Raw genomic sequence first — 13,059 nt, 5'->3', positions numbered from 1 at the left:
GCTCGGGGAGGAATTTTCAACTCACGTAATGCGCGGTCGTCTTCGCGGCGACTTCCTCGGCCGTCACGCCGGGGGCCAGTTCGATCAGCCTGAACGGGCTGTCGTGGTCCGGGCGCTGGAACACCGCGAGGTCGGTGACGATCATGTCCACCACGTTGGTCCCCGTCAGCGGCAGCGTGCAGGCGGGGATGAACTTGGGGTCGCCGTTCTTGGAGGTGTGCTCCATGACGACGATGATCTTCTTGACGCCCGCGACGAGGTCCATCGCGCCGCCCATCCCCTTGATCATCTTGCCGGGGATCATCCAGTTGGCGATATCGCCGTTCTCGGCCACTTCCATAGCGCCCAGCACGGTCAGGTCGATGTGCCCGCCGCGGATCATGCCGAAGCTGGTGGCGCTGTCGAAATAGGCGGAGTGCGGCAGTTCGCTGATCGTCTGCTTGCCCGCGTTGATGAGATCGGGGTCCACCTCGTCCGGATAGGGGAACGGCCCGATGCCGAGCATCCCGTTCTCGCTCTGCAAAGTGACGGTGATGTCCTCGGGCACGTAGTTCGCCACCAGCGTCGGGATGCCGATGCCGAGGTTCACGTAGAACCCGTCCTGAAGCTCCTTCGCCGCGCGCGCGGCCATTTCATTGCGATTCCAGGCCATTACGCGCTCTCCCTTTCACGGGTGGTCGTGAACTCGATCTTCTTGTCGTAAGGCGCGCCCAGCACGATGCGCTGGACGAAGACGCCGGGGAGGTGGATCGCGTCCGGGTCCAGCGAGCCGGTGGGGACGATCTCCTCCACTTCGACGATGCAGACCTTGCCGCAAGTGGCGGCGGGCACGTTGAAGTTGCGTGCGGTCTTGCGGAACACGACGTTGCCGGTCTCGTCCGCCTTCCATGCCTTCACCACCGAAAGGTCGGCGAAGATGCCTTCTTCGAGGATGTAGTCCTCGCCCCGGAACTGCTTCACTTCCTTGCCTTCGGCCACCTGCGTGCCGACGCCGGTCCTGGTGTAGAAGCCGGGGATACCCGCGCCGCCCGCGCGCATGCGCTCAGCCAGCGTGCCCTGCGGGCAGAACTCTACCTCAAGCTCTCCGGCGAGGAACTGGCGTTCGAACTCCTTGTTCTCGCCCACGTAGGACGAGATCATCTTCTTCACCTGCTTGGTGCGCAGCAGCTTGCCGATGCCCTCGTTGTCGATGCCGGCATTGTTCGAGGCGAAGGTGAGATCCTTCACCCCCGAATCGCGGATCGCATCGAGCAGCCGCTCGGGGATGCCGCAAAGCCCGAAACCGCCGCTGGCGATCAGCAGGCCGTCCTTGAGCACGCCTTCCAGCGCGGCTTCGGCGCTGGGATAGATCTTCTTCATCGAGGGCCATCCTCTTTGTGGTTTCGACGGGAATCTAGACAGCTTCTCCCATCACGAATAGCGATTGTTTTTTATCGGTTCCGATAGGAAATGGTGATGAAACGGATCGCGCTATTCCATCTGGAAACGCTGATGTGGATCGACCGGCTGGGCACTTTCGCGGCGGCAGCGGCACGGCTCAACACCACGCAGCCCGCGATCTCGGCGCGCGTGCGAGAGATCGAGGAGCAGCTTGGCGTGCCCCTGTTCCAGCGCGAAGGGCGGCGCATGGTGCTTTCGGCGCGCGGGCGGCGGCTGGTTCAGGCGAGCGAGCCGCTCTACCATGGGCTCGAACAGGTCCTGCTGGAGGCGAGCGACTTCGCCGGGGCCACCGCCGCCGTGCGCATCGGTTCGGGCGAGATCGCGGCGGCCAGTTGCCTGCCCGCGTTCATCCAGGCGATCGAGCGCGACCGCCCCGGCGTCGCCATGGAAATCGAGATCGACCTCACCGCGCCGCTGCTCCAGCAACTGCTGGCGGGCACACGCGACATCGTGTTCCTGGCCGGGCCGGTGGCGAGCCCCGGCATGCGCACCGCTGCGATCGGATCGGTCGAACTGGTCTGGGCGGCGGGCGCTGCGGTGGCCGAAGCGGGCGGGTTCGCCAGTCCGCTGCCGGTGTGGTCGCTGCCCGATCACTCGCCGCTCCATGCCGTCACGCACGAGACGCTGGAAGAGCACGGCATCGTCCCGCGCGCGCTCCACACCTGCAACAACGTGCGCACGCTGATCGAGATCGTCGTGAGCGGCCAGGGCGCGGCGGTGCTTCCCGCGACGATGGTGCAGGACCGCCTCGCCGCCGGGCACTTGCGCGAAGTCCTCCCCCGCCCGCGCCACCACGTCCACTTCGAAGCCGCCATCCGCACCCGCGAGCGCGATCCGGTGATCCTCGACCTGTTCGAGCGCGCGGGGCGGTTGCGGATCGGGTGATTGTTGGCCTTCGGGGGCTTCGACAAGCTCAGCCAGAGCGGAATTTAAAGATTCGCTCTCAAACCCGCTCAGGCTGAGCCTGTCGAAGCCCCCGGAACAAGGCGCCACGATGCCCTTGTCAATTTTCGTCATTGCGAGCGTAGCGAAGCAATCCACGGTCGGCGCACGATGCCGGATTGCTTCGCTACGCTCGCAATGACGAGTGAATTTCAAAGCATTGCCGCCCCCCGCCCCGCCGCAACCCCGCGCTGGCCTGCACGTTTCGCTTTCACGACCCAAGTTTGATCCCGGTCATGGAACCCCCACCGTCACGGGCTAGACTGGACAGGCTCGAAAGGGAGAAAGACCATGCGCTCGATACTCGTCAACGCCGACCGCAAGCCGGGCAGCGATGCCCGCCTCCAGACCGCGCTGGACATCGCGCGGCGCGAGAACGGCCATGTCACCGTGCTCGTCGATACGCCCGTCTCGCGCTACATCGCGATGGACCCGATGGGCGGCAGCTACGTGATCTCCGGCGCGCTGGACAAGGCGCGCGAGGCGGATGACGAGATCGCCGCCGCCGCCGAGACCCGCCTCGCCGGGGCAGGCGTGCCGTTCGAGGTGGTGCGCTGCGAGGACGACCCCGTCACCGCCTTCGCCTACGCCGCGCGGCTGGCCGACCTCATCGTCGTCTCGCGCTCGGGCGGGCTGGCCGGAGACCTCGCCCTGCGTGCCCGCGCACCGGTGCTGGCGCTGGCCGACGCGCCGCTCCACATCCCGGTGAACAGCGCCGCCATCGGCTGGGATGGCGGGGAGCAGGCCGCCGCCGCCCTGCGCGCCGCCGCGCCGCTGCTGGCACAGTGCTCGTCGGTGAAGCTGATCTGCGTGGTCGAGAAGGAGGGCGGCTTTCCCGCCACCGACGCGCTGCGCTACCTTGCCCGCCACGGCGTCAGCGCCGAACTGGAGGAGCACGAACGCCGCGATTCGACACAGGAGACGCTCGCCAACGCGGTGCGCGGCACCGACCTCCTCGTCATGGGGGCCTATGGCAAGAGCCGTGTGCGCGAATTCCTGTTCGGAGGCGTGACCGAGTTCTTCCTCAAGGAAGAGACCGCACCCGCGCTGCTCCTCGCGCACTGACATACGCCCCACAAATGCACGCGCGGCGCCGGTCCGAAAGGGCTCGGCGCCGCGGTCATATTACGATTTGAGGTCATATGCTTACCTCGGCAAGCAATTGTCGCGGCGCAACAGGCAAAGGATTGCAGCCCATCGCCCCGGCGTTGTGATCTGACGTAAGCGTCAAGCCGAACCTGAAGGCTAGTTCATTATCATACATGGCGGAAACCCTGACATTTTGTTCAGGTATCTGCGTCTCCTGCAACATTTCGCAACGATGGTTGTAGTTTTCGCAATGATAGAGGGCCGTTTCGCACTTGCACAAAACCCGAGTCTGGGTCATACAGACAGTGCCTTTCAGGCATCCTCTCCCAAAACTTCCACGGCCCGGTCGGCAACGACTGGGCCTTTTTTCTTGTCCGAGTAATGGCGATTCGCGCGCCGTTCCCCGGTCCGTCCTTCCGTGCCATCCGTCCAGGGAACCGCACCGACTCGCACAGGTTGGTTTGCAATCCGGTGGCGGCATACCCAGCTATCCGTCACCGCCCGGTCGATCACAGGATGACCGGGATCGGGATCGAGGAAGGAACACCCCGCACATGGCGGAAACCGACACCAAGACCGAAGACCGCACCGTCAGGCTGCAGGTCGCCGCCGCTCGTCAGGAAGAGAGCGGCCAGGGAATCGCCCGCCTCTCACGCGCCTCGCTGTCCGAGATCGGCGCGATGGAAGGCGACGTGCTGGAAATCACCGGCAAGGCCGTCACCGTGGCCCGCGCCGTGCTCGCCTACGACGAGGACGAGGGCCTCTCCGTCATCCGGCTCGACGGCCTCCAGCGCGGCAATGCCGAAGTCGGATCGGGCGACCACGTCACCATCCGCAAGGCCGAATCGCGCCCCGCCCAGCGCGTCGTCTTCGCGCCCGCGCAGAAGGACATGCGCCTGCAGGGCCCGTCCGCCGCACTGAAGCGCAACTTCTTCCAGCGCCCGATGGTGCAGGGAGACCTCGTCGCCACCACCGGCCAGCAGCAGGTCGCGGACATCCCGCCCCAGCTGCGCCGCATGTTCAACGCCCCCGCCTACGCGCTGACGCAGATCCGCCTCAACGTCGTCTCCACCACCCCGCGCGGCATCGTCCACATCGACGAGAACACCGAGGTCGAACTGCGCGAGACCTTCGAGGAAGCGCACGACGCCCGCGGCGACGTCAACTACGACGACGTCGGCGGCATGGGCGACACCATCCGCGCCCTGCGCGAGATGGTGGAGCTGCCGCTGCGCTATCCCGAGCTGTTCACCCGCCTCGGCGTCGCCCCGCCCAAGGGCGTGCTGCTCCACGGCCCGCCGGGCACCGGCAAGACCCGCCTCGCCCAAGCCGTCGCCAACGAGAGCGAAGCCAGCTTCTTCTCGATCAACGGCCCCGAGATCATGGGCTCCGGCTACGGCGAGAGCGAGAAGCACCTGCGCGAGATCTTCGAGGAAGCAACCAAGGCCGCCCCCGCGATCATCTTCATCGACGAGATCGACTCGATCGCCCCCAAGCGCGACCAGGTCCACGGCGAGGCGGAAAAGCGCCTCGTCGCGCAGCTGCTCACGCTCATGGACGGGATCGACAGCCGCGCCCACGTCGTCGTCATCGCCGCCACCAACCGGCCCGACGCCATCGACGAGGCCCTGCGCCGCCCCGGCCGCTTCGACCGCGAGATCGTCATCGGCGTGCCGGACGAGAAGGGCCGCCGCGAGATCCTCGGCATCCACACCCGCGGCATGCCGCTGAGCGAGCGCGTCGACCTCAACGAACTTGCCCGCACCACGCACGGCTTCGTCGGCGCCGACCTCGCCGCCCTGACGCGCGAGGCCGCGATCGAGGCGGTGCGCCGCATCATGCCCAAGCTCGACCTCGAAGCGCGCACCATCCCCGCCGAAGTGCTCGACAACCTGCAGGTCTACCGCGAGGATTTCCTCGCCGCCCTGAAGCGCGTCCAGCCCTCCGCCATGCGCGAGGTCATGGTGCAGGTGCCGAACATCGGCTGGGCCGACATCGGCGGGCTCGACGAGGCGCAGCTCAAGCTTAAGGAAGGCATCGAGCTGCCGCTGAAGAACCCCGAGGCGTTCCACACGCTGGGCATCCGCCCGGCCAAGGGCTTCCTGCTCTACGGCCCGCCCGGCACCGGCAAGACCCTGCTGGCCAAGGCCGTGGCGAAGGAGGCCGAGGCGAACTTCATCTCGATCAAGTCGTCCGACCTGCTCAGCAAGTGGTACGGCGAGAGCGAGCAGCAGATCGCCAAGCTCTTCGCCCGCGCCCGGCAGGTCGCCCCCTGCGTGATCTTCATCGACGAGATCGACAGCCTCGTCCCCGCCCGCGGCATGGGCGGCTCCATGGGAGAACCGCAGGTGACGGCCCGCGTGGTCAACACCATCCTTGCCGAGATGGACGGGATGGAGGAACTGCAGTCCGTCGTCCTCGTCGGCGCCACCAACCGCCCGGCACTGGTCGACCCCGCCCTGCTGCGCCCCGGCCGGTTCGACGAACTGGTCTACGTCGGCACCCCCGACGCACCGGGCCGCGAACACATCCTGGGCATCCACACCAGCCGCATGCCGCTGGCCGAAGACGTGCGCCTCGGCGAGATCGCCGACCGCACCGAACGCTTCACCGGCGCGGACCTCGAGGACGTCGTCCGCCGCGCCGGCCTCATCGCCATCCGCAAGCGCGGCGCGGCGGTGGACGCGGTGACCATGCAGGACTTCGAGGAAGCCCTCGAAGACAGCCGCGCCACCGTGACCGAGGACATGGAAGCCGAATACAAGCGCATGAAGACCGACCTGAAAAAGCGCGCCATGGAAGTGACGCCCATCGGCTTCATCGCCCCCGGCATGGTCGAAAGCACGCGCGAACGGAAGCACTGACGACGGTCGGGAGGCAGGACAACCCGCCTCCCGCCGCGTTTCTCAGCGACAGGCGGTCGCTTCGGCAAATCCCAAACTTCGACACACCCCAAACTTCGTCATTGCGAGCGCAGCGAAGCAATCCAGAGCGGCAGAGCCTGACGCCGGATTGCTTCGCTGCGCTCGCAATGACGATAGGGATGGAATGCAAAAGCCCGGTCGGTTCGGCCGGGCTTTTCTGTTTCAGGCGGGGAGGAATGGAGAAGAGGAGATGCGAGGGCCATCGCCCTCGCGCTCCCGCGAATTGGCGAACTTGCGGTATTCGGAGACTGTTCTGAACGATTGCGGATTATCGGATTACTGGAGGAATATTCTATTAGTATCTAATCTTTTGCAGACTCCATTTATTTCTAATACCCCATTTGCAGCGGATTTTGTTAAAACCTCAAAAACTCGTGTATGACTTTCAAAAGTGGTGATTTCCCATTAAGCTCGCCTTGCAAGACGCCGTAGATTATCGCGCCCAGAACCGTTCCGACGAGTGCGAGAAACCAAGAGGCCGCACCAGGCCAAATTTTTGCCAATCGTGATGGTTTCGTAACAGCCGAATACAGCACGAAATTCGGCACAAACTTTTGATGCAAAAAGGCATACAGCGTTTGAAGGCAAAGAACGCTGATAGCAAAAGCAAGCCTTCTCCAGAAATCCGACAGACCCGGAAGAGCCGCAAGCGACACTACATTTAAAATAAGATTTGGCGTTAGACCAAATTTCCTAAAATGTGTCGCAAGACTACGTTGATGATCGCGTAAATGCGCAAGCAACGCCTCAGCCTTCCCTATAGCCCAAGATTCTTGTGCGCTCTGCACTCGAATAACATTTTCCCCACTAGAGGTTAGCTCTATTATTACAACTTTATTTATCCCATTTTTCTCTGGCTCTTGAATATTTATTTTCAAATATTGGAGGTCGGGGAGCGTATCCAAAATTGCATCAAAATCTTCCGCATATACGGTCCGCTCGCCGGTATTTGCAAAATAAGTTACGATAGGCCGCTTTGCTGTGAAGTCTTTACATATCTGTTGAATGAGCGCCCGAACATTATCGGCATAAAGCCTAACCGCGCCTAACGTTCTAACCGCAGTATTCAATTGCTCCAATTCTGGCCCCACTAATGGCGCACTTGGAACGAGATGTGGATATAGTTGAAATGTACCGCCGGTTCCAATCGTAGACGACCACTGACCATTGAGACGGCCCTCAGGAGTTAGCGCACCACTTACAGTGATTTCACCATATTGGATGTCGGACGCCTGCGATGCTGGGACAACCTTTCCTTTAAGTTCAATTTTCCCGTCTATATACGTCCCAGTGACATTGAAGACCGATACACCGTGATTATCGTCGGCGATCCTGATAATTCCGGTGAGCGCGTTATTTTCGCCCTCCATCTGCACAGACACTTTTCCAGTATTTGTGCCAAATATGTAGCCGTTCCAGTTCTTACCGATTTCCGACATTTTGCCCCCAGCGCTTTGAGGGAACTATATCGGCGATTGCTCCATTTTGAAGGGATATTGCGCTCAATATGAGCGCGCCCAAGTGTGGGAAGGCGACAAACGGCGTATTGTAGCCCCTTCACATTGGCCGCCACTTTCCTACATCCCCCGCCTCGTCATACCCTCCCCGGCATGACCCAGCCTCACGCATCCAGATCGCACCGCCGGACGAACGCCGAATATCGTTGGACCAGAGCCAGCATTCATGCCTGCGTTGAGATGCTGGATCGGAGGGGCTGCGGCGCCGCCGCGGGAGGTGGCGATATCTCCGCCAGTCGTCTGCGCGCATGACAAAGCCACGCGCCTTGCACGCGGAAGGTCACACATCACAAGGCGGATTTTAACCGAGCATAACCGGCAAATAACTACAAATTAACGATTTTTCGTCACCGCAAGTCCCCTCACCCCGCGACACATCAACCCGCTTCTGTATGAACGAAAGCCTCAGTTCGGCGGCCCGGGCCTGACGTCTCCGATGCCGTTGCCCTTCCCCGCGAAGGCATCCATCATCGAGGGTGTGGCGGCGAGTTCCATCGGGGCGACCTGCAACTGGCGGCGGCGGGCGAGGGCCTCGGGCATCTCGCGGCGGATCCAGTCCATCATGCCCTCGCGGATCTCGCAGCGCAGGTCGAACAGGGTCGGTCCGTCGCGGGCGCTCATCAGCAGGCGCACTTCGAGCGTGGCGTCGCGGCAGTCGGTAACCTGGAGGATCTGCGCCCGCCCGTCGAACAGGCGATGGGCCTTGATCTGGCGGGTGTACTCCTCGCGGATCGGGCCGATGTCGACCCCGTGGTCGAGGTAGAGGAACACGGTGCCGAGCAGTTGCGAGGTGGTCTTGGTCCAGTTCTGGAAGGTGTCCTCCAGAAAGCGGTTGGACGGCACGACGAGGCGGCGGTCGTCCCACAGGCGCACGACGACGTAAGTGGTGCGGATATCCTCGATGCGGCCCCACTCGCCGTCGAGGATGATGACGTCGTCGATGGAGATCGGCTCGGTCATCGCCATCTGGATGCCCGCGATCAGCGCCTTGAGCGCCGGCTGCGCGGCGGCGCCGACGGCGAGCGCGGCAAGGCCCGCGGAGGCCATCAGCGTGACGCCGATCTCCTTCACCCCGGGGATCGAGGCCAGCATGCCCGAGATCGTGAGGAACACGATCAGGAAGGTGCCGAGGCGGCTCATGATCCCCAGCCGCGTCCGGCGGCGGCGGGCGTTGCGGTTGTTCTCGACGGTGATGTCGGCCCGCACGATCATCGCCTCGATGAAGGCCCGCAGGATGGCGATGGCCACCCAGCCGGTCAGCAGCGGCATGACGAAGGGCGCGAACCGCTCCCACACCGATTCGAGCGCGGGCGTCTCCCGCGCCGCCAGCACGATGCCGATCGAGACGAAGGCCCAGCGGGTCGGGCGATGCAGGCGATTGACGACCAGATCGTCCGCCTCCCCCGTGCTCTGCCGCGCGACGCGGTGGAGCACGCGGAACAGCACGGCATGGACGGCAAGCGCGATCACGACGCCCGCGAGCCCGGCCAGGATCGCGAGCACCGGCTGTTCGGCCCAGTTGGGCAGCCCGGCGACGTTACGTTCGATGAAGTCGATCATGGGGTTGAAACTATGCTGCAACGCAGCAGTTTCAGCCCCTGAACGGTTCGCCTCGCGGCAGGCTCAGTGCGCCGCGCCCCAGCTCGCGCCGTGGCCGATCTCGATGCCGAGCGGCACGTCGAGGGTGACGGCGGGCAGCGCCGCCTCGGCCATGACCCGCTCGATCACCGGGGACGCGGCGGCGACGTCGCCCTCGGGCAGCTCGAAGACGAGTTCGTCGTGGACCTGCAGCAGCATGCGCACGTTCGGCAGTCCCGCCTCGGCCAGCGCCGGGTTCATGCGGACCATCGCGCGCTTGATGATATCAGCGCTGGTGCCCTGGATCGGCGCATTGATCGCCGCGCGCTCGGAACCCTGCCGCTCGGCCTGGTTCTTGGAGTTGATGCGCGGGAACCACGTCTTGCGGCCGAACAGCGTCTCCGAATAGCCCTTGGCGCGCACGCTCTCCAGCGTCTCGTGGATGTAGCGCTGGATGCCGGGGAAGCGCTCGAAATAACGGTCGATCATGGCCTGCGCCTCGTCGGAAGACGTGCCCAGACGGCCCGCGAGGCCCCAGCGCGAGATGCCGTAGAGGATCGCGAAGTTGATCGTCTTCGCCCGCCCGCGCGTATCGCGGTCGACGGTGCCGAACATCTCCGTCGCGGTGCGGGCGTGGATGTCCTCACCCTGCGCGAAGGCGTCCTTGAGGCTCGGCACGTCGGCCATGTGCGCGGCGAGGCGCAGCTCGATCTGCGAATAGTCGGCGGCGAGCAGGACGTTGCCCGGCTCGGCCACGAAGCAGTCGCGGATCTGGCGGCCGATCTCGGTGCGGATCGGGATGTTCTGGAGGTTCGGGTCGGTGGAGGACAGCCGCCCGGTCTGCGCGCCGACGAGGCTGTAGCTGGTATGGACGCGCCCCGTCGCCGGGTTGATCGCCGCCTGCAGCGCCTCGGTGTAGGTGGAGCGCAGCTTGGACAGCTGGCGCCATTCCAGCACCTTGGTGGCGACCACCTCGCCATCGGCCGCCAGCTTTTCCAGCACCGACTGGTCGGTGGAATACTGGCCGCTCTTGCCCTTCTTGCCGCCCTTGTAGCCGAGCTTGTCGAACAGGATGTCGCCCAGCTGCTTGGGGCTGCCGATGGTGAATTCCTGCCCGACCTTCTCGAAGATCTCCTTCTCCAGCGCACCGATGGCCTCGGCGAACTGGCTGGAGAGGCCGGACAGTTTCTCCCGGTCGACCTTGACGCCGTTGCGCTCCATCTGCGCGACGACCGGGATCAGCGGACGGTCGACGCGCTCATAGATGCGTGTGCCACCTTCGTAGGAAAGCCGCGGTTTAAGGGCGCTGTGGAGTCGCCAGGTGACGTCGGCGTCCTCCGCCGCATACTGCGTCGCGCGATCGAGCGGGACTTCGCCGAAGGGGATCGCCTTCTTGCCGGTGCCGCAGATTTCCTTGAACGTCAGCGTGGTGTGGAGCAGGTGGCGCTGCGCCAGTTCGTCCATGCCGTGACCGCCGCCGATACCGTCCATCGAGCGACCGGCATCGAGGCAGAAGCTGACGATCATGGTGTCGTCGATGGGGGCAACCTCGATGCCGTGGCGGGACAGGACGTTAAGGTCGTACTTGATGTTCTGGCCCACTTTCAGCACCGCATCGCTCTCCAGCAGCGGCTTGAGACGGGACAGAGCGACACCTAGCGGCACTTGAACGGGCTTCTCGGCGAACATGTCGGAACCGCCGTGGCCCAGAGGGATGTAGCAAGCCTCGTTGGGGCCGACCGCCATCGAGATGCCCGCGAGGTCGGCGCGCATCGCGTCCAGCATCGAGGTTTCGGTGTCCACCGCGACCAGACGCGCGGCAAAAGCCTTGGCGATCCATTCGTCCAGTTCGGCCTCGGTGGTGACGCACTTGTAGGCCTCGCGGTCGATCGCGGGCCATTCGGGCAGAGGCTGGCGAGCCGCGCCTTCGAGCGGGTTGGCGGCGGCGGTCACCGCCTTGGCGGGGTTCAGCTGCGTCGCGCGCTCGGGGCTGCCGTGGCCGGTGTCGAGGCGCTTCAGCAGGCTGGTGAAGCCGTGGGTACTGAGGAACGCGGCCAGCGGCTCGGGCGGAATGGCGTCGAGCTTGAAGTCCTCCAGCGCCATCGGGAGGATGCAGTCCTCCTTCAGCGTCACCAGCACCTTGGACAGCCGCGCCTGCTCGGCCTGCTCGATCAGGCGCTCCTGCAGCTTGGACTTCTTCATCTCCGGTGCGGCGGCGAGCGCGCTTTCGAGATCGCCGTAGTCCTGGATCAGCTTGGTCGCGGTCTTGGGGCCGACGCCGTAGACGCCGGGGACGTTGTCTACCGCGTCGCCCATCAGCGCGAGGACGTCGCCCACCTTCTCGGGGGGAACGCCGAACTTCTCGATCACTTCGGGGATGTCGATGCGCTGGTTCTTCATCGTGTCGAGCATGTCGACGCAGCCGCCGCCGATGCCGCACTTGCCGACGAGCTGCATCAGATCCTTGTCCGACGACACGATCGTCACGTCCCAGCCCTGCGCGGTGGCGGCGCGGGCGTAGGAGGCGATGAGGTCGTCCGCCTCGAAGCCCACTTCTTCGATGCAGGGCAGCGAGAAGGCGCGAGTCGCGTCGCGGATCAGCGGGAACTGCGGGACGAGGTCTTCGGGCGGCGGCGGGCGGTTGGCCTTGTAGTCCTCGTAGATGTCGTTGCGGAACGAGTGGCTCCCGGCATCGAGGATCACCGCGAGGTGCGTCGGACCGTCAGCCTTGTTGAGGTCGTCCGCCAGCTTCCACAGCATCGTCGTGTAGCCGTAGACTGCCCCCACGGGCGCCCCTTCCGGGTTGGTGAGCGGCGGCAGGCGGTGATAGGCGCGGAAGATGTAGGCCGAGCCGTCGACGAGGTAGAGGTGCTGCTTGGAATCCATCCTCGATCCCTAGCAGCGCATGGTGCCGCCGTCAGCAGCGGTGATTTCTTGGATGTGCAGGAACCGTGCATGTCCATAGGAGTTTTGGCGCTGCGCTTGAAACGCCGCACGGCCCCTCTTACCCACGGGTCTGAGCCCACTGACAAGGAGGCTCACGCGGCGGCAACGCCGACGGGGTAACTCGCAGAAAGAGGGATAGAAGACCAATGCGCAAGATCGTTTTCGCCGCCGCAGCAGCCGTGGCCGCCATGTCGCTGGCCGCATGCTCGCAGCAGACCCAGGATTCCGCCAGCGAAGCCGCATCGTCCGCCGGTGACGACATCGAAGCCACCGCTTCGGACGTGGGCGACGCGCTCGGCTCTGCCGGGGACAAGGCTTCGGAAGCCGCCAACGACACCGCCGACGCGGCCAAGGACGCCGCCAAGAGCGCCGAGAAGACCACCGACGACATCGCCGCCGACGCCGAGAAGGCCGCGAACGACGTTGCCAAGGAACTCGACGAGCACACCGACGGCAACCCGCATACCAACTGATCTTTTCGGGTCAGCTTGAAATGGGAAAGGGGCCTTCACGGGCCCCTTTTTTATTCCTCCCCGAGCTTGTCTCGGAGAGGGGGACCGCCGCGAAGCGGTGGTGGAGGGGGAGAGGCAAGGCAATCCCCCCTCCGTCAGTCGCTACGCGAC

At 64.5% G+C, this 13,059-nt stretch carries 9 protein-coding genes; 4 read left to right on the top strand and 5 right to left on the bottom strand.

The features are described from left to right. Positions 1-16: 16 nt before the first annotated feature. Positions 17-652, bottom strand: a complete 636-nt coding sequence (locus tag LO787_RS20865) for a CoA transferase subunit B (RefSeq protein WP_232492898.1) — start codon at positions 650-652, stop codon at positions 17-19. Further along, on the bottom strand, positions 652-1,359 hold the full coding sequence (locus LO787_RS20860) for a CoA transferase subunit A (protein WP_232492897.1): 708 nt from the start codon (positions 1,357-1,359) through the stop codon (positions 652-654). Before LO787_RS20860 ends, LO787_RS20865 begins: the two co-directional genes overlap by 1 nt. A 96-nt stretch (positions 1,360-1,455) precedes the next feature. Here LO787_RS20860 and LO787_RS20855 point away from each other — a divergent pair, with 96 nt between their 5' ends. The 3 genes from LO787_RS20855 (at position 1,456) to LO787_RS20845 (ending at position 6,335) form a co-directional block, all read left to right on the top strand. Further along, complete coding sequence (locus LO787_RS20855) at positions 1,456-2,325, top strand: LysR family transcriptional regulator (protein ID WP_232492896.1); 870 nt, start codon at positions 1,456-1,458, stop codon at positions 2,323-2,325. 348 nt (positions 2,326-2,673) lie between these two features. Beyond that, positions 2,674-3,447, top strand: a complete 774-nt coding sequence (locus LO787_RS20850) for a universal stress protein (RefSeq protein WP_232492895.1) — start codon at positions 2,674-2,676, stop codon at positions 3,445-3,447. 578 nt (positions 3,448-4,025) lie between these two features. Then, the gene (locus tag LO787_RS20845; protein WP_232492894.1) at positions 4,026-6,335 is read left to right on the top strand and encodes a CDC48 family AAA ATPase; all 2,310 of its coding nucleotides are present in this window, start codon (positions 4,026-4,028) and stop codon (positions 6,333-6,335) included. A 416-nt stretch (positions 6,336-6,751) separates the two neighbouring features. On the opposite strand, the gene LO787_RS20840 is transcribed toward LO787_RS20845, so the two are convergent. The 3 genes from LO787_RS20840 to polA all read right to left on the bottom strand — a co-directional run bounded on the left by LO787_RS20840 (position 6,752) and on the right by polA (position 12,376). Further along, positions 6,752-7,834 (bottom strand): hypothetical protein, encoded by a 1,083-nt coding sequence (locus tag LO787_RS20840; protein ID WP_232492893.1) that lies wholly within the window; start codon positions 7,832-7,834, stop codon positions 6,752-6,754. A gap of 483 nt (positions 7,835-8,317) precedes the next feature. Then, positions 8,318-9,472 carry a mechanosensitive ion channel family protein gene (locus LO787_RS20835; RefSeq protein ID WP_232492892.1) on the bottom strand — a complete coding sequence of 385 codons (1,155 nt, stop codon included), beginning with the start codon at positions 9,470-9,472 and terminating at the stop codon, positions 8,318-8,320. Positions 9,473-9,535: 63 nt separating this feature from the next. Beyond that, complete coding sequence (polA, locus tag LO787_RS20830; RefSeq protein WP_232492891.1) at positions 9,536-12,376, bottom strand: DNA polymerase I; 2,841 nt, start codon at positions 12,374-12,376, stop codon at positions 9,536-9,538. 206 nt (positions 12,377-12,582) lie between these two features. On the opposite strand from polA, the gene LO787_RS20825 reads away from it, so the two are divergent. After that, on the top strand, positions 12,583-12,909 hold the full coding sequence (locus tag LO787_RS20825; RefSeq protein ID WP_232492890.1) for a hypothetical protein: 327 nt from the start codon (positions 12,583-12,585) through the stop codon (positions 12,907-12,909). Positions 12,910-13,059: the final 150 nt, after the last annotated feature.

The sequence above is a fragment of the Novosphingobium kaempferiae genome, assembly GCF_021227995.1.
GTDB classification, from domain to species: Bacteria; Pseudomonadota; Alphaproteobacteria; order Sphingomonadales; family Sphingomonadaceae; genus Novosphingobium; species Novosphingobium kaempferiae.
The sequence above is the reverse complement of the archived record's forward strand: the minus strand, read 5'-3'. Positions and strand labels throughout refer to the sequence as shown.

Bases quoted from the DNA above. Each gene is read 5' to 3' on its own strand.
- LO787_RS20865 (WP_232492898.1), bottom strand. From the start codon at position 652: ATGGCCTGGAATCGCAATGAAATGGCCGCGCGCGCGGCGAAGGAGCTT.
- LO787_RS20860 (WP_232492897.1), bottom strand. From the start codon at position 1,359: ATGAAGAAGATCTATCCCAGCGCCGAAGCCGCGCTGGAAGGCGTGCTC.
- LO787_RS20855 (WP_232492896.1), top strand. From the start codon at position 1,456: ATGAAACGGATCGCGCTATTCCATCTGGAAACGCTGATGTGGATCGAC.
- LO787_RS20850 (WP_232492895.1), top strand. From the start codon at position 2,674: ATGCGCTCGATACTCGTCAACGCCGACCGCAAGCCGGGCAGCGATGCC.
- LO787_RS20845 (WP_232492894.1), top strand. From the start codon at position 4,026: ATGGCGGAAACCGACACCAAGACCGAAGACCGCACCGTCAGGCTGCAG.
- LO787_RS20840 (WP_232492893.1), bottom strand. From the start codon at position 7,834: ATGTCGGAAATCGGTAAGAACTGGAACGGCTACATATTTGGCACAAAT.
- LO787_RS20835 (WP_232492892.1), bottom strand. From the start codon at position 9,472: ATGATCGACTTCATCGAACGTAACGTCGCCGGGCTGCCCAACTGGGCC.
- polA (WP_232492891.1), bottom strand. From the start codon at position 12,376: ATGGATTCCAAGCAGCACCTCTACCTCGTCGACGGCTCGGCCTACATC.
- LO787_RS20825 (WP_232492890.1), top strand. From the start codon at position 12,583: ATGCGCAAGATCGTTTTCGCCGCCGCAGCAGCCGTGGCCGCCATGTCG.